Origin of the sequence: Kribbella sp. NBC_01505, from assembly GCF_045040285.1 — a bacterium.
Lineage (GTDB): Bacteria > Actinomycetota > Actinomycetes > Propionibacteriales > Kribbellaceae > Kribbella.
On the sequence record NZ_CP109425.1, the window covers coordinates 8266849 to 8289286 of the forward strand.

The following is a 22438-nucleotide window of genomic DNA, read 5'->3' on the forward strand; positions in this document are numbered from 1 at the left end:
GAGCACCTTCGGGGAGGCGGGGCTACTGGCCAACCGAGGTGCCCAGCCCCCGCGACCGATCACCTGCCGCGCCATCGCTCCCCAAACCGGTTCGGGGAACAGGAGCCGCCAAATCGCAACAGGCACATACCGGCAGCAATCATCCGTGAATCCGCGCCGGAAGGACTTGAGGGTTGACTTCGGGGGGTGCGTCTTGGAGGGTGGCGGGAGAAATCGATTGCCCGTCCGCCCTCATGACCTGGGAGTCAGTCGATGGAGCTTTCTCGGAGAACATTGCTGAGTGCAGTGGCAGGTGTTGGTGTCGCGAGCGCGCTGCCTGGTACGGCGTTGGCTGGGGTGCAGGCGATCAGCACCAGCAAGGTGAAGGATTTGACTGGGCCGGGGCTGACCGACCGGTTCCGGATGGCGGCTACTGATCTGGGGATTCCGGCGCGGGCGCCGGATGGGCGGATGGTGTTCGTGTTCGGGGACACGTTCGAGGAGGCTCGGGTCGGCGGTGGGTGGTGGCGGTCGCCGGTGGCGTTGTGGTCGGGTACGACGGACCTCGCCGGGGGAGTGACGTGGTCGGGGGCCGTGGGTGGGGCGGCGGCTCAGCAGTTGTGGGACTACCCGCACGACAATCCGACGTTCTCGACCGTGTTGCCGTCGGACGTGATCACGATCGGCGGGTCGATGTACTTGCACGTGATGGTGAACAAGGGTCTCGGGAACGTGGTGTGGACCGAGATCTGGCGCAGCGACAACTCGGGCGCGAACTGGTACCACACCGGCGCGAAGTTCGATCCGAACATCGACGGTGGTCTGTTCCAGTGCATCACCTGGGGTGAGGGCAACGACGGCTACGTGTACGTGTACTCGACCGGCTTCCAGCGCGACAAGCCGATCATCCTCAAGCGCGTCCGCAGCAACCAGATCGCGAACCCGGCCGCCTACGAGCCGTGGGGCTTCCGCGACAACGCCTGGGGCTGGGGCAAGCCGGCCACCCCGATCCTGAACGGCAGCTTCGGCGAACTGTGCCTGCGGCCGCTCGGCGGCAAGTGGGTCCTGACCTGGTTCAACGCCGGCGACTACCGCATCGACGGCCTGATCATGGATACCCCGACCTCGAACCTCTACACGGCCTACCGCCAGACCCTGATCTACGGCGGCGCGTGGGGTCAGGAGAACGACAACCACGTCGCCCAGTTGTACGGCGGCTACATCATCCCCGGCTCCACCCTGAGCGACCTGCACCTGTCGGTCAGCCAGTGGAAGACCGACGCGGGCTGGCCCTACCGAGCCATGCAGTTCCGGGTCCGCGGCTTCGGCTAGAGCTCCAGCACCATCGTGTCCGACGTCTGCACAACGCCCACCTTCCGGAACCCGACGGTCGCGTAGAGCCCAGCCGCCGGATTGTTCGGGTCGACGCTCAACGACAGCCGCTGGTACGACGCCGCTCGCGCGGTGTCGGCCAGCGCGGTCAGCAACGCCCGCGCGATTCCGCGCCGCCGAAACGACGGCGAGACCCCGAGGGTCAGCTCGGGCACGTCGTCCGCGACGTACCCGTATCCGCCTGCCACCAACCTCGCCCAGCAAGCCCCGGCCGGTACGCCGTCGATCTCCGCGACCACCCCGAAATCACCGGCCAGCGGCCAGCCCTCGACGTACCGCCAGACCTTGTCGTCGGCGCGCGCCTTCTCCAGGGTGAACCATGCCTCTCCGGTCCAGTTGCAGGCCTCCAGCATCATCGCGGCCAGGAAGTCGAAGTCGTCGGCGGTCGCCGGTCGGAGCAGCATCCCGCCATCCTCGGCGACCGCCGGACCATCCGGCGAATCTATTTCGGGCCGGCCAGCCCAATCAGGTTCCCTTCGGGGTCGGTGAACTGAGCGACCACGAAGACGCCCGGTGTCCCGTCGGGCCCGAAGGTCCGGTGTCCGCCCAGCTCCTCGGCCCGGCTCAGCGCGGCGGCGACATCGTCGACGCCGACGTAGAACACGACCTTAGGGGCGAGGGTCGGTCCACCGGCGACGCCGCCGTTCAGGCCGGCGTTGGTCGCGAAGCCGTACTGCCCCGGCTCCGAGACGGCGGGGGAGGACGCGTCCCCGACGTCGTACGACCAACCGAACAGGTCGCTGTAGTAGCGGCGGAGCGCGACTGGGTCGGTCCCGATGATCTCGAAGTGCACAACGTGGTCTGCCATGGGTCCTCCTGAGGTGAGTGTTCAGCCGGTACGTCGGAGACCGCCGGACGCGCTCGACATCGGGGGTGGTTGGCAACGATTCGGACCAGTGGGTGGGCAGGTCTTGAATTAGTAACACGCTTGGTTTAACTTACTCAAGAATTTCGCCGGTGTGGCTCAGAGCACATCGGTGCATCCGGAAACCTGAGGAGTTCCGATGACGAGAGTGAACAGGTTGGGCGCCGGGCTGGGCGTGGCGGGACTGGTGTTCGGCCTGGCGGCGTGTGCCGACGGAACCACGCCCGCGGACAGCGCCGGTGCGATCGACCAGAACGCGCCGGTCACGATCACGGTCGGGGACCGCCCCACCCCCGACAAGCCGAACGACTTGAAGACGTTCGAGCAGAAGGTCAAGGACTTCACGGCGAAGTACCCCAACATCACCGTGAAGACGACCGAGACCAGCTGGCAGGCACAGACCTTCCAGGCCCAGGTGGCCGGCGGCACGCTGCCGACGGTGATGGCGATCAGCTTCACCGAGCCGGCCAACATGATCCCGAACAAGCAGCTCCCGGACATCACCGACGAGCTGAAGCTGGTCGATCTGACCAAGGACCTGAACCCGAACGTGCTGAAGATCGTCCAGGACGACAAGGGCCGCATCTACGGCGTACCGACCGACGTGTTCTCGGTCGGCCTGGCCTACAACCGGGCACTGTTCAAGCAGGCCGGGCTCGACCCGGACAAGCCGCCGACGACCTGGGACGAGGTCCGGCAGTACTCCAAGCAGATCGCGGACAAGACCGGTAAGGCCGGCTACGCGCAGCTCACCACAAACAACACCGGTGGCTGGATGCTGACCACGATGACCTACAGCATGGGCGGCACCGTCCAGAGCCAGGACGGCAAGAAGAGCACCTTCAACGACGCGCCGACCAAGAAGGCGCTGCAGCTGCTCAAGGACATGCGCTGGACCGACAACTCGATGGGCAGCCGGTTCCTCTACAACCAGGAGGAGGTCCGCCAGGACTTCGCGGCCGGCAAGATCGGCATGGTCATGCAGGCGCCGGACGCCTACGACATGAGCGTGAAGCAGTTCGCGATGAAGCCCGCCGACTTCGGCGAGGGCGCGCTCCCGCAGGCCGGTGGCCCGTTCGGCACGCTGACCGGTGGCTCGCTGAAGATGATCAGCCCGAAGGCGACCAAGAACGAGATCGTCGCGGGTCTGAAGTGGATCAAGTTCGACCAGTTCGAGAAGTACACGTCGGAGGCCGTCGCGGTCGCCGACGCCAAGAACTCGATCGCCGACAAGGGGTTCGTCGGCCGGCCGGCCATCACCCCGCTGAGCCAGCAGACGTTCGACCAGTACAACAAGTGGCGTGAGCCGTACGTGAACGTGCCGATCAAGCAGTTCCAGAGCTACATCGACTCGACCACCTCGCTGAAGCTGCTGCCCGAGCCGGGCAACAAGGGCCAGGAGGTCTACTCGCTGCTCGACCCGGTCGTCCAGCAGGTTCTCACCAAGCAGGACGCGGACATCGACAAGCTGCTGAGCGACACCGCCACGAAGATCGACGCCCGCCTCGCGCGGTAAGCCCATGTTCCAATCGACTAAGCAGAGCCAGGGTGGTACCAGGTCGATCGTGACCTGGTACCGCTCCGGCGGCGTCAGCGCCATCCTGTTCGCGATCCCCTTGGTGCTGACCTTCCTCTACTTCTCCTGGGGCCCGATCGTCCGCGGTCTGGTGCTCAGCTTCCAGAAGAACAACCTGGTCACGCCCCCGGAGTGGGTCGGGATGGGCAACTTCAGCTACGTGCTGTCCGACCCGCAACTCCCGCAGGCCGCGTTGAACACCCTGTACTTCGCCGCGCTGGCACTGGTCTTCGGATTCCCGGTGCCGTTGTTCCTGGCCGTGTTCGTCAGCGAGCTGCGCAAGACCGGCTGGCTCTACAACCTGCTGTCGTACCTGCCGGCCGTCGTCCCGCCGGTGGTCGCGATCCTGCTCTGGACGTTCTTCTACGACCCGAGCACCTCGGGTGTGTTCAACACGGTCCTCGGCTGGTTCGGGATCGGGCCGTTCGCGTGGCTGAACTCGCAGGACCTGGCGATGCCGGCGATCGTCCTCGAGGCGACCTGGGCCGGCGCGGGAGCCACGTCGATCATCTACCTGGCGGCGCTGACCGGTGTCCGCACGGAGCTGTACGAGGCGGCCGAGCTCGACGGCGCCGGGATCTGGAGCCGGATCTGGCACGTCACGCTGCCGCAGATCCGCGGAATCATCTTCATCATGATGCTGCTGCAGCTGATCGGGACGTTCCAGGTCTTCACCGAACCGTTCCTGTTCACCGGCGGCGGCCCGAACAACGCCACCACGACGATCCTGCTGCTGATCTACCGGTACGCGTTCGTCAACGGCGACTTCGGCGCCGCGACCGCGCTCAGCGTGCTGCTCGCCGCGGTCCTGTGCCTGCTCTCGATCGTCTACCACTTCGTCACTCGTCGCTGGAGCACACCATGAGCCACGAGCGCGGAATCATCTCACCGAAGGACCGGCGCCGTACGGCGGTCCGCTACGGCCTGCCGACGATCCAGGTCCTGCTGTTCATCGGCGTACTGGTCGCCGGCGTCGGACCGCTGCTGTGGCTGCTCAAGTCCGGCCTGTCCACCAGTCAGGACATCGTCAGCGGACCGATGCAGTTGTGGCCGTCCGGCATCCAGTGGAAGAACATCCCCGATGCCTGGAACCGCGTCCAGATCGGCGCCTACCTCGGCAACACGGCGTTCATCGCGATCGGCTCGATGATCTCGACCTTGTTCGTCTGTACGACGGGAGCCTTCGTCCTGAGCGTGCTGCGGCCGAAGTGGGGCCCGATCGTTACGGGCGCCGTACTGGCCACGCTCTTCCTGCCCGGTGTCATCTCGCTGGTCCCGCTCTACATGACCATCCTGAAGATGCCCGTGCTCGGGATCAGCCTGCAGAACACGTTCTGGGCGGTCTGGCTGCCGTCGGCGGCCGGGGCGTTCAACGTGCTGGTGATGAAGCGGTACTTCGACTCGATCCCGCGCGAGCTGATCGAGGCCGCCCGGATCGACGGCGCGAGCAACCTGCGGATGTTCACCTCGCTGATCCTGCCGCTGTCCAAGCCGATCGTCGGTGTGGTCGCGCTGCTGACCGTGATCGGTTCCTGGAAGGACTACCTCTGGCCGCTGCTCGTCCTGCCGGACCCGAAGCTGCAGCCGATCTCGGTCGCCCTCCCGCGGGTGGCGAAGACCACTGAGATCTCCCTGCAGATGAGCGCGTTGTTCCTGGCGGTGCTGATCCCGGTCGTGCTGTTCTTGGTCTTCCAGAAGCAGTTCCTCAGAGGTGTCGGTATGAGCGGGGGGATCAAGGAGTGACGTCTGCACTCAACGGCCGACGGGTGCTGGTGACCGGTGCCAGCGGCCGGATCGGTCTGGTCGCTGTGCAACGGCTGAACGACCTCGGCGCACTGGTGACGACCTTGTCGAACAACGTGCATCCCGATCTGAAGGCGGATCGGGTGCTCGTGGGTGACACGCGCTCGGAGGCCGATGTCGCCGACGCGCTCGAGGGTGCCGAGTTCGTGGTGCATCTCGCCGCGTTGGCCCATCCGGCCGCCGGTACGCCGTACGACGTGTACAGCATCAATGTCGTGTCGACGTTCAACGTGCTGGCGCAGGCCGGTGCCCGCGGCATCGAACGCGCGGTGGTGGCGAGCAGCATCAACGCGACCGGGCTGGTGTTCAACCCGCACGAGGTGAGCCCGGCGTACTACCCGCTGGATGAGCGGATCCCGACCGACATCGCGGACCCCTACTCGTTGTCCAAGCAGAACGACGAGAACACCGCGCGGATGGCATGGCGGCGGTGGGGGATCGACGTGGTCTCGCTGCGCTTCCCGCACACCAACTCGGCCGAGGTCCTGCTGTCCCAGGCCGAGGGGATGCGGGCCGATCCGTCCGGCGGACTGCGCGAGGTCTGGAGCTATCTCGACAGCCGGGACGCGGCGTACGCGATCGAGCTGGGCCTGACCGCGTCGCTGTCAGGTGCCCACACCTTCTTCGTCGCGGCCGGTACGACGAACGCGCCGTACCCGACCGAGTCCCTGCTGGATGTGCTCGCGCCGGAGGTGCCGCGGCTGCGGCGGTTCGTCGGGCGTGAGGTGCCGATCGACCTGAACGCGGTGCGTACCGTGCTCGGCTTCCAGGCCCAGCACGAACTCGACCTTCCGACCCTGGAGCTGTGAATGCCCTCGAACTTCGACCAGCCGTGGCCGGTCCGGGACGACGTCCGGATCCGGTCGGTCCAGGCGATCGTCACCGCGCCACAGGGCATCCCGCTGGTGGTGGTGAAGATCGACACCACCGAGCCCGGGCTGTACGGGCTCGGTTGCGCGACGTTCACCCAGCGCTGGAAGGCCGTGCAGACGTTCGTCGACGAGCACCTGGCCCGGCTGATCATCGGCCGCTACCCCGGTGACATCGGCGACCTGACCCGGCTGGCCGGTTTCAGCGGCTACTGGCGCGGCGGCCCGGTGACCAACAACGCCATCTCCGGGATCGATCAGGCGCTGTGGGACATCGCCGGCAAGCGCGCCGGCATGCCGGTCTACGAGCTGCTCGGCGGCAAGGTGCGAGCAGCCGCTGACACGTATCTGCATGCCAGCGGGCGAACGATCGAGGACGCGCTCGACCACGCGCAGAAGCTGGTATCGCAGGGGCAGCGCCACATTCGCCTGCAGATTTCGACTCCTGGCGGCGGCGGGTACGGCGCTCCCGCCGTACCGACGCTCTACCCGGACGCGCCGTACCGCAACGGTTGGTCGGCACGTGACTACCTGCGGGCGACGCCGGAGCTGTTCGCGGAGGCGCGGCATGTGCTGCCGGACAACATCGAGCTGTTGCATGACGTGCACTCGCGGCTGACGCCGAAGGAGGCCGTGCTGCTGGCGCGGTCGCTGGAGGAGTACGGGCTGTTCTTCCTCGAGGACGTGCTGCCGCCGGAGCACTGGGATCGGTTGCCCGAGGTGCGGGCCGCTTCGCCGGTGCCGCTGGCGGTGGGTGAGCTGACGACCTCGATGGGCGACGCCGTTCGCCTGGTCCGGGACGGTGGCGTCGACTTCATCCGCTCGCACGTCTCCGACATCGGCGGGCTCACTCCGGCCCGCAAACTCGCCGACCTTGCCGAGCTGTGCGGCGTACGGACTGCTTGGCACGGCCCGGGCGACACCTCACCGATCGGCGCCGCCGCGAACGTGGCGCTCGACGTCAGTTCTGTTGCCTTCGGCATCCAAGAGGGCCATCTGTACGACGACGCCGTGCACGAGGTCTTCCCCGGCACGCTCCGGATCGAGGACGGCTGGCTGACCCCGAACGACGCGCCGGGCTGGGGGATCGACCTCGATCCCGAGGCCGCGGCCCGTTATCCGGCGCAGTTGTCCGGGCACGACGAGTGGGCGGCGGGTGTGCGCCGGATCGACGGTGCTCTCGAAGCACCGTGACCTCGGTGTTCTCGCAGTACGATCACGGCTGACATGACGGGGAGGTGGACGATGGGCACGGCCGACGACGGGTTCGAGGAACCAGGACGCGCAGGGGCGAACCAGTACGACCTGGGGTCCTTCAACGAGGCTGTGATCATCGAGACGATCCGGCTGTCCGGCATCATCAGCCGGACCGAGATCTCCCGGCGGACAGGGCTCACGCAGCAGTCGGTCTCGCGGATCCTGCGGATCCTGTTGCAGCAGGGACTGCTGGTCGAGGAAGCTCAGGAGCGCGCGGAGCGGCTTGGTAAGCCGCGCACGCCGGTCCGGCTGCGCTCGAACGCCGCGCACGCGGTCGGCATCCATCTCGATCCGGAGCTGCTGACGGTTGCGGTGGTCGACCTGGACGGCACGATCGTGCGCCGCGAGACCGTCGACCTGGCCGACGATCTACCGACCGACAGGCTCATCGACCTGACCGCGGCGACCGTGACCGCGGCGCTCAGCATCAGCCAGGTCGACCCGAAGTCCATGCTGGGCGTGGGCGTCGCCGTACCGGGGCCGATCGACGCCGACGGGTCGTTGCTGGCGCTGCCGTTGCAGCCGGCCTGGCGGGGGTTGAAGATCCGCCAGTTGCTGCAGGAGAAGCTGAATCACCCGGTGCTTGTTGAGAAGGACGGCACGGCGGCCGCGATCGGCGAGCGCTGGATCGGCCGCTCGGCGCGGGCGCGCGACTTCGCCTACCTCTATCTCGGGACCGGGGTGGGGAGCGGACTGATCCTGAACGGGTCGATCTACCGCGGCGGTACGGCGAATGCCGGCGAGTTCGGGCAGGTCGCCGCGCTGCGGATGGGGGAGTGGGACGTCGAGTCCGGCCCGCAGATGGTGCCCGAGTGCAACCCGACCGCCTCGCTGCCGGTGATCGCCGCGTCGTACGGGTATGTCGAGACGGATCTCGACGCGACCGACGAGGCCAAGCGGTACAAGGCGGTCTGCCGGGCCGCGGCCGCAGGCGATGAGGCTGCGCGGCGGGCGGCGACCCGGATCGGTCAGGTGATCGGGCAAGGCGCGGTCGGGCTGGTTGACCTGCTCGACATCGACCTCGTGGTGGTCGGAGGACCGGCGTACGCGCCGGAGATCTCGGCCATCCTGCTGACCGAGATCGGCCGGGCGGTGAACCTGCATCCGGTCGCGCGCGAGATCCGGCCGGTGGTCGTCGAGGAGTCGATGCTGCAGACCGACGCGGCCGCGGTCGGTGCGGCCTCGACGATCTTCCACGACGCCTTCACCCCGCGGGTCAGCGGCTCGAGTCAGGCTCGTAGGCTTCCGAAGTGATCAAGCCCCGCCAACTCACACCGGCTGTCGAACTCCGTCTGGCCGCTCTCGACGATGCCGCCGCGCTGGCCGATGCCTACACCCGCAGCTGGGATCACCTGCAGCGCTGGGAGCCGGCTCGCCCCGCGGACTGGTTCACTGCGGAAGGCCAGCGGGCACGGCTGACGTCAATACTGGAGGGCTTCAACCGCGGTACGGCGGTGCCGTTGTTGCTCGCCGAGGACGACCGGATCGTTGGCGCGGTCACCTTGAGCGACATCGTGCCGGGCCCGTTCCGCAACGCCCACCTCGGCTACTGGCTCGCCGCCGAAGCGGTCGGCCGCGGGTTGATGACGATGGCGGTGGACGCCACCGCTGAGCTCGCGGATACCGAGTTGAAGCTGCACCGGCTCCAAGCCAGTGTGTTCGTGCACAACGCGGCATCGCACGCCGTACTCGAACGCACTGGCTTCACCCAGATCGGCTTCGCTCCGAACTACCTCTATATCGGCGGCCGCTGGCAGGACTCCAACCTCTTCCAGCGCATCCTGAACGACCGCCCACCCGGCGCCTAGGCCGGGGGCAGGCCAATGCCGCGGGAGACGTCTACGTCGTCGTAGCGGCCCTCGAGCACGTCGATGAACTTCACCGGGCGCTGCAGGGTGGAGGCGATGTAGACGGCCTTGACCGTGGCCAGGGCGTCGATCGCGTGGTGGACGGTGATGCCGGGCTGCTCGCCGTTCGCGATCGCGGCCAGGATGTCGTCGTACTGCGCCTTGTGGCCACCGGGCGGACCGGCGTCGACGGGCTGGTCCTCCTTGATGCCGTCGGCGTTGAACCGGGCAAGCAGATCGTCCTCGAGCTCGGCGCCGCCCTCCGTGCCGTGGACGGCGACCCGCGTCCGGCCGCCGGGGAAGGCCGCGGTGGTCGCGTGCAGCGTGCCGACGGAACCGTTCTCGAAGGTGATCGTGGCGACGACGGTGTCTTCGACCTCGATCGCCTGGTGCGCCGCGCGGATCGCCTGGGCGTAGATGCTGACCGGCCGGCCCATGAACCACAGCAGCAGGTCGACGGTGTGCACGCCCTGGTTCATCAGCGCACCACCACCGTCCTGCGCCCACGTCCCGCGCCAGCCGGCGGACGCGTAGTACTCGTCGCTCCGCCACCAGGCGACCGTCGCGACGGCTGACGTGAGCTGACCGAACCGGCCGGCGTTGATCGCCTGCTTCACCTGCGCACTACCGGCATCGAACCGGTGCTGGCTGATCACGGACGCGACCACGCCGTGGTTGGCCGCCCGGTTCGCCGCTGCGCCGAGCCGGCGGGCCCGGCTCAGCTCGACGTCGAGCGGCTTCTCGATCACCACATGCTTCTTCTCGTCCAGCGCCTGCTCGGCCAGCGCGGCGTGCGTGCCACTCGGCGTACAGATCGCCACCAGCGTCACCTCGGACCCGGCCAGCGCTCCGGCCAGGTCGTCGTACACCTGAGGCTCCGGCTGTCCGGCCTCCTTCAGCCGGGCAGCCAGCGCGGCACGGGCGTCGGCGTCGTTGTCGACGAGCGCCGTGACGGTCGCGTCCGGTCGTGCTGCGATGGTGTCCGCGTGGGTGCGGCCGATGATGCCGCATCCCACGATCGCGACGCGCTGGTCTGTGTCAGCCATCTCGCTCCTACTTGCCGGTGGGGTTCTACTTGGGGGTGCTGTGCTACTTAGGGGTAAAGGTCGCGGCCAGCACCTGGTCCGCGGTCACGGTGAACGTGTACGACGGGTCGGTCGAGACGGGGATCCCGGCCACGGTCCAGTTCTGGAAAACGCTATCCGATGTTGGCGTCGCCGTCACGGTCACCTGCGCGCCCGGTTCGTACTTCCCGGGCTCGGACTCGTTTCCGGCGATCCGGACCGAACCGTTCCCGCTCGCCGCGACGCTCACACTCCGCTGGACCATGTTGATCGCCATCACGTTGCGCAAAACCGCCGGGCCCTGGAGCGTCGCGCCGTTGTAGCGGGCGATGTTCGTGACCGCGACGTCGCCCTCCGCGACCTTCACGGTGAAGCCGCCGTCGCCCAGGTTGTCGGTGCCGAGGTTGATCGCGTCCACCTGGCCGCTGTTCACGACCAGGCCGTCGTGGAATCCGTAGGCGAACACATTGAGCAGGGTGACGCCGGTGGTGCCGTCGACGGTGACGATCTTGGCGGTCTTGCGCATGTACTTGTCGATGACGAGCTCGAAGATCCGGCCCTCGTCCATCCAGTACGGCTGCTGGTAGCCCGTCCGGGTGACCGCGTTCCCGTTCGAGAGCACGCCCTCGATCCGGGCGTCCCGACCGGCGCCGAGGTGGATGGCGTGGTCGAAGAACGCCCCGGCGACCTTCCGGACGACGGTGTGGTCGCCGCGCAGGTCGATGCCGTTCCAGGTGTTCGGGAAGCCGGCGTTGATGACGTAGTTCCCGCCTGCGTAGCCGCGGACGGCGTACGGGTAGGGGACGACGCCGTCGGCACTGCCCGGGTTGTTCTCCGGATAGAAGACGCGCAGCCCGCGGAGTCCGGCGTCCTTGCCGAGCGTGACGAGCGGAGTGCCATCGGGGGTGTTGCGACCCTCGAAGGCGTGCAGGACGGTTCCGTAGCTGGCACCACCCTGGTCCCGGTTCGGTACGGCGGATGCGCCGCGCAGCTCGACCTTGGCCGGGACGCGGAGGTGCGTGCTGATCCGGTACCAGCCTGCCGGCAGGTAGACGATGCCGCCGCCGTGCCGCCCGGCGGAGTCGAGGACCTTCTGTACGGCGCTGGTCGCGTCGGCGGCGGGCAGATACCCGATCCCGTGCGGCGCGTCCACGACGTACAGGCGTTGGGTGGGTTTGGGGAGCGCTCTCTGGGTGTAGCTCGGCGCCTTGCCACTCATTCGGTGCACGACGCCCTCGACGGGCCCGGTCACCGCGACATCGGTGAGTTTCACGTAGCCCTGCGAGTTGTTCTCGATCGCCTTGACGCTGCCCTCGATGCGTCCGCCGGCGATCTGCCAGCCCCAACGGCTGTCCATCTCGTCGACCAGCACCCCGGTGTCGGTACGGCGGATGTCCAGCCCCAGGAAGCTGCCGGTGAACTGGGCGCGCTGACCGGTGACCACGTGGATCCCGGTCTTGTAGTCGGCGAGCGAGATCCGGTTGAACTGATCCCACTCGAGGTCGCCGAGCGCGAGACCCGTTCCGTTCGCCCGGGTCCAGGCGTCCAGGGCAGCTCTCGTCGGTGGCCGGTAGGCCGCGGGCGCGGTCGCCCAGTAAGAGTTGCTGAAGGCAACGTTCTCCCAGGTGCCGACGTCGGCGCCGTTGTAGGCGCGGGCACCCTCGAAGAGAGCGGTTCCCCGGATGTTCCGGATCGTCGTGGACTCGTGCACCTGGCCGGAGCTCGGCGCGTTGCCGCGGTCGTTCGGCATCGTGCTGATCCCGATCCCGCGGTACGAGTTCAGCATGGTGATGTCGGCGACCGTCGACATCATGTAATTCTCGTTGCCGATCCAGGCGCCGCCCGGGACCTCGAAGGTGTAGTTGTACGGGACCGGGGCGGTCGCGTTCTGGTTCGGGTAGTAGGTCGTGACGCCGAGGACCCCGGCGCTGCCACCGATCCGGAACAGGCTGGGCCCGTCGTCACCGGACTTCAGATCGGCGATCACGAGTGTTCCGTAGTCGCCGCGGCCCTTGTCGGGATCGCGACGGTCACCGCGCAGCGTGCAGAACGCGTGCACCTCGATCGTGTCGGTCACCTGGTAGCGGCCGGCCGGCAGCCAGACGGTGCCACCGCCTGCGTCCTGGCAGGCGTAGATCGCGGCCTGGATCGCCTTGGTCGAATCCTTCCGTCCGCTGCGATCGGCGCCGTACGCGGTGGCATCGAAGTCGGCGATCACGCCGTCCTCGGTCGGGTTCACCGTGCTCACCAGCCGGGGTTTCGGGGTGGCGACCGGTGAGACCCGCAGTTGCAGTTCGCGGACGATGTACGACTCGGAGCCGGTCATCACGACCCGGACGTACCGGGCGCTGGTCGTCGCGAACCGCGTGCGGCTGAACTGGTTGGCACCCGGCGAGCCGGTCCGGCCGACCGTGGTGAACTTCTGGCCGTCCTTCGAGACCTGGACGGTGTAGTCGGGGGAGTAGGACTGCGCCCACTCGACCCGTACGTCGTTGACCGGCCGGGTCTTGCCGAGGTCGAGCTGCAACCAGGAGTCGCCCGGTCCACTCGTCCACGCGCTCTGGTGATCACCGTCGTTGACATTCGCAGCCCCGGTGCCGCCGCTGGCGGACGCCGGACCGGTATTGGCGAAGTTGGTGTCGACCGGCTTGAAGGCGTCGAGCCTGGCCTGCAGTGCCCGGAGCGCCTGCTTCACCTGTACGTCGGTCGCACCCGGAGTGCTCGCCACTGTGCGCGCATCGTCGATTGCCTGGCGCAGGGTGGCGCGGCTTCCGGCGGGATACTGGCCGTCGCGGGTGCCTTCACGGGCTGCCTTCTCGACGCGCGCCGCCGTACCGATGAGATCGAGCAGGCCCTCGGTGACGTTCAGCGTGGTCGCGACCTTGGCCACGCGTACCGCCGCGACCTTCAGATCGACCGCACCGTCACCGTTGTGGATGCGGAAGTCGCCGCCGTTCGAGCGGTTCGTCAGGACGGCGTCCGGGAGTGCGAACGTGTAGGTCTTCCAGGTCTTGGAGTCGCCGTAGCGAATGACCTCGGAGTTCTTGAACATCTCCGGGATCGTCGACCCGGGGGAGTCGTAGTGCAGACCGAACTGGCCGTTGCCCGCATCGAAGTAGTCGATGCTCACGAGCACCAGGTTGCGGTTGTTGTACAGGTAGGTGTCCGAGACGTTCATGTAGAAGAAGTTCGTGCCCGGCGCCGGAGCAGTCCGGTCGGTCTGCCAGTACGGACGCCCATCCTGTACGCCGGTCACCAGGCCCTCGGCGCGGTCACCTGCGCGCGGGCTGATGCCGGACTGGATCGGCGATGCCCCGAGCTGGACCGACGCACCCGCCGTACTGATCCGCAGCCCGGCGACGGTGATGTCGGCGCTGCCGAACAGCCGGATGTCGGCGTCCCCGAGGCGGTTCGTGAAACCGATCCCGGTCAGCTCGAAGATCCCGGTCTTCCACTGGCCGCTGTCGGTCAGCTGGACGTCGGTCGCATCGGCCTGCGGGTTGGCGGCGGCGTCGTACTGGAGCTCGAGGCTGCCGGTCCCACGGTCGAGATAGGTCACCGTCACCAGGACACCGTCGGTGCCGATCTCGTCTACGTAGTCCCGGTCGACGTCGAACTCCAGATAGCCGGTGCCGGCCGCCTGGTTGGTCTCCCAATAGCCACGCCCCTGCTCGGTCCCGGTACGCAACCCAGCCGGGTCGTCACCGGCCGCCGGTTTCACGCCGAGCGTGGTCGGCGCCGGCCCGAGATCGGCACCGACCCCACTGGGATACATGCTCGCCGCGTGCGCCTGCTGCGGCACAGCTATCGCACCGGCGAGAAGTAGGGCGGGTAGGAACCGGGCAAACAGACGTCTGGTCATGCAGGTCTCCAGGTGGCGGTCCGGAAGCTCACGAGGTCAGGCGCCGATAAGTTAAACCAAGCGTGTTACTAATTCAAGAGCCCACCATCCGGTCACCCAAACCTCCCGACCCCCGCCGCATCTGCTGGGTCGACCCATCCGGTTGTGGGCTTTGGACTCGCATGCGGGTCCAAAACCGACAAGCTGGTGGGGGAACCCACGAGGTGGCGCTAGCAACGGGACCGGTCGAGGCGGTCGGCCGGGGCGGCCGGGGCGTCGTGCGGTGGCTGAGCGCTCGGTCTGGCCAGTAACCCCGCCTTCCTGAATGTGCTCGTCCCATCCGACCGCTCGGATTCGGCCGGCGAGGTGGGCGGTGGTTGGTCGCCGCTGCGGCCGGTATTACTGAGGCGGGTGGCTGAGCGGTTCTGTGGCTGAGGGGGATGGCGGGGCCGGTGACCACGGTTGCGGTTGCTTGAGCTTCCGGGCTACGGCTGAGGTCGGCGGGGTGACGGTAGTCGGTAAGTTCTGGTCGCCATCCCCAGAAAAAAGTACCGGCCAGCAAAGCGGACGGGCGGTCTCGCGCCACCAGTGGTGGCGTGAGACACCTTGTGACGGCTGGAGACCTGTTGCCATAGGTCTCCGGCTACGACTTGTTGTCTCCGGCCCCAACGTGTTGTCTCCGGCCGCTGGTGGTGGCGCGGGGCATCGGGACTGGGGAGCGTTACTGGTCGTTTTCGGGAGGTTAGGTTCCCCAGTCCGCCGTCACTGCCCCCGGCCAGTGGGGCCACCGTGCGATCAGCGACCGAGTGGGGGGACCGTGCCGCCGGATATCGATTTCCGGCGAGATTCTCCTCACACTCGGCGCCCACTTCTCACACTCGCACGTGGCTTCACTCGCGGCCGGCACGGTGGCTTCGGTCGGGCAGCACAGAGGAGTCACTCGCCGACCGCACGGTGGCTTCACTCGCGGGCAGCACAGAGGGTTCACTCGCCGACGGCATCGCCCGGCCAACTGGTTTTGCCGGCAGCAACCACCGCGGCGGGTCACTTACCAAGCCTCCTGATCGTCGGCGGCAACCACGGCCCGTTAGCCACAGGCACCGGCAACCGCGGTCACCGACCGCACCATCCGGCCCAGCCGTAGACCGCCCCAGCCACCCGTCTCCGTAAAACCGGCCGCAGCGGCGACCAGCCACCGCCGATCCAGCCGGCCGAATCCGAGCGGCGGGATGGGACGAGCACATTCGGGAAGGAGGGGCTACTGGTCAAGCAAAGTGCTCAGCCACCCGTCATCTACCAATCGACCGCAGCGGCGAGCAACCACCGCGTTCGTCCCGGGCCGAGGCAGCGGGTCAGGCTACGCCGACGAGTTCGCGGGCGGGGGTGTGGAGGTCTTCGAGGAGGGTGAAGAAGTGGGTGGCGGCGTCGGTGAGGCGGAGGAGGCCTGCTTCGTGGTGCTGCCAGCCGAAGAGGAGTTCGCCGTCGATGGTGCGCTCGTCGGTCGGTACGGCGTACCGGCTGAGGGTGACGCGGGCCGGGCCGGTCTGCGGGTGGTGGTCGCCGCAGCCGCACTCGGCGGCGATGGTGACGGCGGTCAGCGCGTCGGCGGGGTAGTGCTGGAGCTGCAGCGTGGTGCCGCGGGCGGTGAAGCGGGCGATCGTGGCGTCAGGCAGCTGGACGAGCAGCTCGACCGGCACGGCGTGGGAGCCGGGCAGCAGGCGGAGGCCGCGGGACGCGAGAAGATCGGCAAAGGCCGGAAGATTCATGGGTGCAAGATCCTGTGGGTGCTGGTGTCGGCGGGCGGGCCTGGGAAAGGGCAGGGCCTCGTGCGCCGGAGACGGCGCGCGTCAGCGACAACAACAGCAACAACACAGCAGGTTCTGCATGCCGATGATCATGGCAGAGCCCGCGCGCATCGACAACACCACCCACGACGCTGTCCGCGATCTGGGACAACTGTCCGTAGATACGACAAAACCCGCACCGAAGAATCGATGCGGGTCCGCTGATGCCGTCAGTTCAGTCGGCCTTCTTGCCGAACATGATCTCGTCCCAGCTCGGCACACTGGCACGCTTCGAGCCGCGCTTGGCCGGCTTCTTCTTCGGCTCCTCCGTGGGGGCGGCCTCGGCGGCCGGCTCCTCGGGCAGCTGCTCCTGCGCGGGCGCCCGGGTCTCCTCGACGGGACGCGTCGGCGCGACCGGCTGCTGCGGCCGAAGCTCGGTCGGCCGGGGCGCAGTCGGCTGCGGCGTCACCGGACGTGATTCAGTCGGACGCGGGTCGGCTGGGCGCGATTCAGCCGGCCGGGGCTCGGCCTGGCGGGGGTCAGCCGGGCGTGATTCGTTCTGGCGCTGCTCGACCGGGCGGACGGGGGCCGCAGGAGTTGTCGCGGCAGGACGCTCGTACGGCGGCTGCGCGGGCGGACGCGTCGGCTCGGCCTCTGGGCGTCCGCGCTCGACCGACCCCGGCGGCGGACCAGCTGGCCGCTCCGGCGCGTTCCGCGACTCCTGGAACGGAGCCGGATCGCGCCGCTCGGTGAACGGGTTCGAAGGCGGTGCCGCACGCTCTTCCGGCGGCGCGAATGCTGCGGTCTCGGCCGGCGGCTGGGACGGACGCTCGACCGCGCGAACCGTCGGGTGCAACGCCGGCGGCTGCTCGATCGGTACGTCGATCAGCGTCGGCTCTTCATCCGGATTCGGCACCGAGTGCACGCGCCGCGGACCGCGCTCCGCATCCCGGGAAACCGGCTGGTTTCCGGGGTTGTTGCGGCGCGGCAGGCTGATCGTGTCCTCGAAGCCGGCCTCGTACGAGTCGGCGCCGTGATCGGGCGCGACCGAAAGATCGATATCGGCGACGGCGGTCAATCGCCGCTCACCGGGCTGGTGGATCGGCTGCGCCGGGGGAGGCAGCACCTGCGCCTGCTCGCCGACCAGCCAGCGCGCTTCGTCGTCGTCCGGGACCGCGTAACGCCCGGGAGCGTCGTACGCGAAGAGGGCGATCTTCTCTTCCTTGCGCTCCGGGTCGGAGACGTCCTCGGCCTCGACGAAGTACGAGACCCGGACCTGCCAGCGGCCGTCGTCGCGGCGCCAGGCGTCCCAGTCGGCCGAGGCCGGATCGACGTGCCTGGTCCGGAGCCGCTCGGTCACCCACGCACCGAGATTGCGGGTCGGCGCGTCGGCACCACCGCGACGCCGTACTGAGGCACGCTGGGCGAGGTTCGCGATGTGGTCGCGCTCGGCCAGGACCGGCCCGGCGAACGCCATCACGCGCTCCATCGGCATCTGGGCAACGGCCGCGACCGCCTCGGGACTCTCCCCGGCACGAATCCGAGCCTGGATGTCTCGTGGGCGCAGCGCGCTCTCCATTTGAATCTCCAGCTGGCCGAGTCGGGCACGGTCGCCGCGCAGGGCCGCACGCAACCGGTCGTCGACCGGGACGGCGAACTCCTCACCCGTCTCGGACATCGCCAGGATCAGCTTGGTGCCATCCTGACTCAGACCGACGAGCCTCGCCTCGCGCATTGCCTTTGTTCTCCTGTGCGGTTCTCGACAGTCTCTCCCGGGACGGGGGCCTGACCAAGACCGGCACGCCGTACCGGCCGGTCATTGTGGAGGTTACGTCACGAAATCACGTTCACGCTGCTCACCAAGGCCCTTCACGTCACACCAGTCACAGTAGTCACAACCCGCCGTGACTGCGAGACGAAAGGGCCCTGCTGACCGTCACAAATTCAAATTGGCACAAGTCAGACCTTGTACGCCGCCCGAACAGCGAGCGCACGCTTCAGATCGTCGGTGCGGTCGCCCACCGAACGGCGGATACCGCCCGCGACGGATTCGTCCGCGATCAGATCGGTGGCACGCGCCACGACCCGCTCATCGACCGCGAAGCGCGGGAAGGCCAGCAGGGCCGTTGCGGCCACGATCCATCCGGAGCGCAGCTTCTCGGTGCTGGGAATCTCGGCGAAGAACCGGTCCAGGTACGGCGCGGTCAGCTCGGCCTGCATCGGGTGCCAGAACCCCTCGGACGCGGCGTCCAGCTCGTAGTTCGGCACGTCGGCGTCGGTCATGATGGTCGCCCACGCACGCTCCTTGGCCTCCGCCAGCGGGAGTGCCGCGCGGCAGCGGGTGGCGTGCACCTTGCCCTCGGACGACGAGTCGCGCTCGAACTCGGCGTCGATCTCCGCCTCGCCGATCGCCCCGATCTGGGCGAGCCGCAGCATGATGACCCAGCGCAGGTCGGCGTCCATCGTGACGCCTTCCGGAACGCCGTCGCCGGCGAGCCAGCCCTGCAGCTGGGCGGTGTCGGCACTGAACCGCCCGCACGCGCGGACGACGGCGAGCTGCAAGCTGCTGCCGGCCGGAAGACTGGACAGCCGCTCGGCGAGCACCTGGTGGAGCCGGACCCGGTTCTCCTCGTAGGGCAGGTAGACGCCGAGGAGATGGGTGGAGGCCCAGTGGACCATCGTGCTGACACCGACGTCGGTGGTCTCGGAGGCCAGCATGCCGAGCAGGATGTCGAACCCCAGCCGCGGGTCGAGCTCGGCGTCGGCCGCGGAGTCGCGCACGCTGTTCAGTACGACGGCCCGCGTCACGCCGTCGGTGATCTTCGGCAGCACCACGGTCAGGTTCGCCAGGCTGTCGGCGTCGAGCCGGATCTTCGCCCAGGTGTCGTCGCCGGTGTCCGGGATGACGACCAGGGTCGCCGGGTCCAGCGGTACGTCGACCTCGTCGCCGTCGATGACCACGTCGACGATCGTGGCGGTGCCGTCGGCGTCGTACCCGCCGACGGTCAGCTTGTGCGGCCGTTGCGCCGGGAACTCGGCGGGCGCGGTCCGGCGGAGCTTGATCCCGTCCGCGGTCCGGACCGCGGTGATGGTGTCGACACCCGGCGTACGGAGCCAGTTCTGTGCCCAGCTGTCGATGTCTTCCGCGCCGGCCTCGGTCCACTTGGCGAGCAGGTCGCCGAAGGTCGCGTTGCCGAACTCGTTGGCGCGGATGTGCGCGTTCACCCCGGCCAGGAAGATGTCGTCACCGAGGTAGTTGGCCAGCTGCTTGAGCACCGCCGCGCCCTTGGCGTAGGAGATGCCGTCGAAGTCGTCCAGCGACGAGATCGCGTCCTTGACCGGGTCGGCCGCGACCGGGTGCGTCGAGGAGCGCTGGTCGGCCTGCAGGCCCCACCACTTGCGGACGTAGGAGAACTCGACCCAGTTGTCCGTGTAGTCGGTCGACGTGGAGGAGACCCGGTGCGCCATGTACTCGGCGAACGACTCGTTCAGCCACAGGTCGTTCCACCACTTCATCGTGACCGTGTCACCGAACCACTGGTGGGCCATCTCGTGGACGATCGTGTTGGCGCGGACGCCGCGCTGCTGGTCGGTCGCGGTGGACCGGAACACCATCGGGTCGCGGAACGTCACGCAGCCCGGGTTCTCCATCGCGCCGGCGTTGAACTCCGGCACGAACGCCTGGTGGTACTCACCGAACGGGTACCGGTAGCCGAACATCTGGTGGTAGGCGTCGAAGGACTGCTTGGTGACGCGGAAGATGTCCGCGGCCTCGCGGTCCAGCGCCTCCTTCAGCGCCTGCCGCGCGACCACGCTGAGCGGGATCCCGTCGTGCTCGTCGGTGATCTGGTAGTAGGGCCCGGCCACGATCGTGACGAAGTACGTCGAGAGCGGCTTCGTCTCGGCCAGCTCCCAGCGACCGGGGGAGACCTGCGTCGCCGCGCCGTTGCCCAGCACCAGCCACTCGGTCGGCGCGGTCACCTTCACCCGGTACGGCGCTTTGAGGTCCGGCTGGTCGAAACAGGCGAAGATCCGCGGCGCCGCGTCCAGGAACGACATCGCGTACGTGTAGGTCAGACCGTCGGCGGCGTCGACCGCGCGGTGGATGCCCTCGCCGTCGTGTGTGTACGCCATCGTGGCGACCGCGACGAGCTCGTTCTCCGCCTGCAGCCCGGTCAGCTCGAGCCGCCCGTCGGTCAGCCCGGTCACGTCGACCGGCTCCCCGTTCAGCGTCACCGACAACAGTTCGTCGGGCTTCACATCCAGCCAGCTGCCCGGCTCAGACGCGCTGAACCTGATCACGGTGGTGGATCCGAACGTTCGCTCGCCCTGAGTAAGGTCGAGATCGACGTCGTACGACTGGACGGAGAGTGCGGCGGCCCGGGTACGGGCGCCGTCGACGGAGAGACTCGGCATGACCGCAACTCTATGCGGTAGCTAGTCTCTAGGCATGAGCACGATGGCGTACCGGCAACTGGGTGACTCCGGCCTCACGGTGAGTGTGGTCGGGCTGGGCTGTAACAACTTCGGCGGACGCCTCGACGGGGCCCGGGCCGACGCGGTGGTCAACGCCGCTGTCGACGCGGGGATCACCCTGTTCGACACTGCCGACGTTTACCGCGGTGAGCTCGGTTTCAGCGAGGAGCTGCTGGGCAAGGCGCTCGGTGCGCGCCGCGACGAGGTGGTCATCGCGACGAAGTTCGGCGGCGACATGCACGGCGAGAACGGGCCGGACTGGGGCGTGCGCGGTTCGCGCCGCTACATCCGCCGCGCGGTCGAGTCGAGTCTGCGCCGGCTCGGGACGGACTGGATCGACCTCTACCAGCTGCACGTGCCGGACCCGGTCACCCCGATCGAGGAGACCCTCGCTGCGCTCAGCGAGCTAGTTGCCGAGGGCAAGGTTCGGTACCTGGGCAGCTCGCAGTTCGCCGGCTGGCAGGTGGTGGACGCCGACTGGGCCGCCCGGACCGGCGGTCACGAGCACTTCATCAGCGCCCAGAACCAGTACTCCCTGCTCGAGCGTGACGTCGAGGACGAGCTCGTTCCCGCCTGCGAGCATCTCGGGATCGGCATCCTGCCCTATTTCCCGCTGGCGGCCGGTCTGCTCACGGGCAAGTACAAGCGCGGCGAGGAGGCACCCGAGGGCACCCGGCTGGCCGGGCAGCCGCAGCGCCTGGCCCGCGCCGACTTCGACAAGATCGAGGCGCTCGAGACCTTCGCCGCCGAGCGCGACCTGACCATGATCGACGTCGCGATCGGCGGACTGGCCGCACAGCCTGCGGTCGCCTCGGTGATCGCCGGCGCGACGACTCCGGAGCAGATCGCGCAGAACGTCGCGGCCGGCACCTGGGAGCCGACCCTCGACGACCTCGCCGTCCTGGACGACCTCACGTGACTCTGATCCTGCTGCCCCCGTCCGAGGGCAAGACTGGCCGGTCCCGCGGTCGCGCCGTCGACTTCGGCTCCCTGTCGTTCCCCGAGCTCAACCCCGTTCGCGAGCAGGTCCTGGAGACGCTGGCCAAGGTGTCCGCCTCGGAAGACGCGTACGGCGTGCTCGGGGTCGGCGCTTCCCTGCAAGCCGAGGTCGATCGCAACACACGCTGGCGCACCGAACCCGCCGTACCGGTCTCCGAGCTCTACTCCGGTGTCCTGTACGACGCTCTCGGCTACTCCACGTTCTCCGCCGGCACCAAACGCCGTGCAGCGAACCGCCTCCTGGTCGTCTCCGCCGCCTGGGGCGCACTACGCCCAGCCGACCGCGTACCGCCGTACCGGCTCTCCATGGGTACGACGCTCCCCGGCCACGGCCCGCTAGCCGGCGTCTGGCGCGAGCCCCTGGCCGCAGCCCTAGCCGAGGCCGACGGCGTAATCGTCGACTGCCGCTCCTCCACCTACGTAGCCGCCTGGCGCCCAACCGCCCACCGAGCCACCAAGTGGGTCTCGGTCAACGTCGTCCGCGAGCGCAACGGCATACGAACCGTCGTCTCCCACATGGCCAAACACACCCGCGGCCTAGTAGCCCGCCACCTCCTCGAGTCAGGCAAAGACCCCGGCACCCCCAAAGCCCTCCACAAACTAGTAACCGACCGCTGGAACGCCGAGCTACAGCCCGCCGCCTCCGGCTGGACCCTCACCGTGGTCGAGCGCGACTGACCACACCC

At 68.3% G+C, this 22438-nt stretch carries 17 protein-coding genes; 10 read left to right on the plus strand and 7 right to left on the minus strand.

Going from position 1 to position 22438, the window contains the following annotated elements; translation table 11 throughout:
- Positions 1-252 precede the first annotated feature (252 nt).
- Positions 253-1311: a DUF4185 domain-containing protein gene (locus OG474_RS38860; protein ID WP_405058647.1), complete on the plus strand. Its 1059-nt coding sequence runs from the start codon at positions 253-255 to the stop codon at positions 1309-1311.
- Here the strand turns inward: OG474_RS38860 and OG474_RS38865 are convergent.
- Positions 1308-1775, minus strand: a complete 468-nt coding sequence (locus tag OG474_RS38865; RefSeq protein WP_405058648.1) for a GNAT family N-acetyltransferase — start codon at positions 1773-1775, stop codon at positions 1308-1310. The two genes, OG474_RS38860 and OG474_RS38865, sit on opposite strands and share 4 nt — an antisense overlap.
- A 38-nt stretch (positions 1776-1813) precedes the next feature.
- Positions 1814-2179, minus strand: a complete 366-nt coding sequence (locus tag OG474_RS38870; RefSeq protein ID WP_405058649.1) for a VOC family protein — start codon at positions 2177-2179, stop codon at positions 1814-1816.
- Positions 2180-2375: 196 nt separating this feature from the next.
- Between OG474_RS38870 and OG474_RS38875 the strand changes: the two genes are divergently transcribed.
- From OG474_RS38875 to OG474_RS38905, 7 genes are read left to right on the plus strand one after another with little or no spacing between them, the layout of a single operon-like run.
- Positions 2376-3752 carry an ABC transporter substrate-binding protein gene (locus OG474_RS38875; protein WP_405058650.1) on the plus strand — a complete coding sequence of 459 codons (1377 nt, stop codon included), beginning with the start codon at positions 2376-2378 and terminating at the stop codon, positions 3750-3752.
- 49 nt (positions 3753-3801) lie between these two features.
- Positions 3802-4677: a carbohydrate ABC transporter permease gene (locus OG474_RS38880; protein ID WP_405058651.1), complete on the plus strand. Its 876-nt coding sequence runs from the start codon at positions 3802-3804 to the stop codon at positions 4675-4677.
- Positions 4674-5555 carry a carbohydrate ABC transporter permease gene (locus OG474_RS38885; RefSeq protein ID WP_405058652.1) on the plus strand — a complete coding sequence of 294 codons (882 nt, stop codon included), beginning with the start codon at positions 4674-4676 and terminating at the stop codon, positions 5553-5555. Before OG474_RS38880 ends, OG474_RS38885 begins: the two co-directional genes overlap by 4 nt.
- On the plus strand, positions 5552-6424 hold the full coding sequence (locus OG474_RS38890) for an NAD-dependent epimerase/dehydratase family protein (RefSeq protein WP_405058653.1): 873 nt from the start codon (positions 5552-5554) through the stop codon (positions 6422-6424). The genes OG474_RS38885 and OG474_RS38890 overlap by 4 nt, the downstream gene beginning before the upstream one ends.
- The gene (locus OG474_RS38895; RefSeq protein ID WP_405058654.1) at positions 6425-7678 is read left to right on the plus strand and encodes an enolase C-terminal domain-like protein; all 1254 of its coding nucleotides are present in this window, start codon (positions 6425-6427) and stop codon (positions 7676-7678) included.
- Positions 7679-7711: 33 nt separating this feature from the next.
- The gene (locus tag OG474_RS38900) at positions 7712-8995 is read left to right on the plus strand and encodes an ROK family transcriptional regulator (protein WP_405058655.1); all 1284 of its coding nucleotides are present in this window, start codon (positions 7712-7714) and stop codon (positions 8993-8995) included.
- Positions 8992-9549, plus strand: coding sequence for a GNAT family N-acetyltransferase (locus tag OG474_RS38905; protein WP_405058656.1), 558 nt, complete (start codon positions 8992-8994; stop codon positions 9547-9549). The genes OG474_RS38900 and OG474_RS38905 overlap by 4 nt, the downstream gene beginning before the upstream one ends.
- On the opposite strand, the gene OG474_RS38910 is transcribed toward OG474_RS38905, so the two are convergent.
- The 5 genes from OG474_RS38910 to pepN form a co-directional block, all read right to left on the minus strand.
- Positions 9546-10634 (minus strand): Gfo/Idh/MocA family protein, encoded by a 1089-nt coding sequence (locus OG474_RS38910; protein WP_405058657.1) that lies wholly within the window; start codon positions 10632-10634, stop codon positions 9546-9548. The two genes, OG474_RS38905 and OG474_RS38910, sit on opposite strands and share 4 nt — an antisense overlap.
- A 43-nt stretch (positions 10635-10677) precedes the next feature.
- Positions 10678-14514 carry a discoidin domain-containing protein gene (locus tag OG474_RS38915; protein WP_405058658.1) on the minus strand — a complete coding sequence of 1279 codons (3837 nt, stop codon included), beginning with the start codon at positions 14512-14514 and terminating at the stop codon, positions 10678-10680.
- Positions 14515-15845: 1331 nt separating this feature from the next.
- Positions 15846-16259: a hypothetical protein gene (locus OG474_RS38920; protein WP_405058659.1), complete on the minus strand. Its 414-nt coding sequence runs from the start codon at positions 16257-16259 to the stop codon at positions 15846-15848.
- A gap of 253 nt (positions 16260-16512) precedes the next feature.
- Positions 16513-18012: a septation protein SepH gene (sepH, locus tag OG474_RS38925; protein WP_405058660.1), complete on the minus strand. Its 1500-nt coding sequence runs from the start codon at positions 18010-18012 to the stop codon at positions 16513-16515.
- 224 nt (positions 18013-18236) lie between these two features.
- Positions 18237-20693 carry an aminopeptidase N gene (gene pepN, locus OG474_RS38930; RefSeq protein ID WP_405058661.1) on the minus strand — a complete coding sequence of 819 codons (2457 nt, stop codon included), beginning with the start codon at positions 20691-20693 and terminating at the stop codon, positions 18237-18239.
- 34 nt (positions 20694-20727) lie between these two features.
- Here pepN and OG474_RS38935 point away from each other — a divergent pair, with 34 nt between their 5' ends.
- Positions 20728-21672 (plus strand): aldo/keto reductase, encoded by a 945-nt coding sequence (locus tag OG474_RS38935; protein WP_405058662.1) that lies wholly within the window; start codon positions 20728-20730, stop codon positions 21670-21672.
- Positions 21669-22430 carry a YaaA family protein gene (locus OG474_RS38940; RefSeq protein WP_405058663.1) on the plus strand — a complete coding sequence of 254 codons (762 nt, stop codon included), beginning with the start codon at positions 21669-21671 and terminating at the stop codon, positions 22428-22430. Before OG474_RS38935 ends, OG474_RS38940 begins: the two co-directional genes overlap by 4 nt.
- Positions 22431-22438: the final 8 nt, after the last annotated feature.

Coding starts and splice junctions, on each gene's coding strand:
- OG474_RS38895 (WP_405058654.1), top strand. CDS start 6,425: ATGCCCTCGAACTTCGACCAGCCGTGGCCGGTCCGGGACGACGTCCGG.
- OG474_RS38860 (WP_405058647.1), top strand. CDS start 253: ATGGAGCTTTCTCGGAGAACATTGCTGAGTGCAGTGGCAGGTGTTGGT.
- pepN (WP_405058661.1), bottom strand. CDS start 20,693: ATGCCGAGTCTCTCCGTCGACGGCGCCCGTACCCGGGCCGCCGCACTC.
- OG474_RS38920 (WP_405058659.1), bottom strand. CDS start 16,259: ATGAATCTTCCGGCCTTTGCCGATCTTCTCGCGTCCCGCGGCCTCCGC.
- sepH (WP_405058660.1), bottom strand. CDS start 18,012: ATGCGCGAGGCGAGGCTCGTCGGTCTGAGTCAGGATGGCACCAAGCTG.
- OG474_RS38910 (WP_405058657.1), bottom strand. CDS start 10,634: ATGGCTGACACAGACCAGCGCGTCGCGATCGTGGGATGCGGCATCATC.
- OG474_RS38870 (WP_405058649.1), bottom strand. CDS start 2,179: ATGGCAGACCACGTTGTGCACTTCGAGATCATCGGGACCGACCCAGTC.
- OG474_RS38875 (WP_405058650.1), top strand. CDS start 2,376: ATGACGAGAGTGAACAGGTTGGGCGCCGGGCTGGGCGTGGCGGGACTG.
- OG474_RS38865 (WP_405058648.1), bottom strand. CDS start 1,775: ATGCTGCTCCGACCGGCGACCGCCGACGACTTCGACTTCCTGGCCGCG.
- OG474_RS38935 (WP_405058662.1), top strand. CDS start 20,728: ATGAGCACGATGGCGTACCGGCAACTGGGTGACTCCGGCCTCACGGTG.
- OG474_RS38885 (WP_405058652.1), top strand. CDS start 4,674: ATGAGCCACGAGCGCGGAATCATCTCACCGAAGGACCGGCGCCGTACG.
- OG474_RS38915 (WP_405058658.1), bottom strand. CDS start 14,514: ATGACCAGACGTCTGTTTGCCCGGTTCCTACCCGCCCTACTTCTCGCC.
- OG474_RS38900 (WP_405058655.1), top strand. CDS start 7,712: ATGACGGGGAGGTGGACGATGGGCACGGCCGACGACGGGTTCGAGGAA.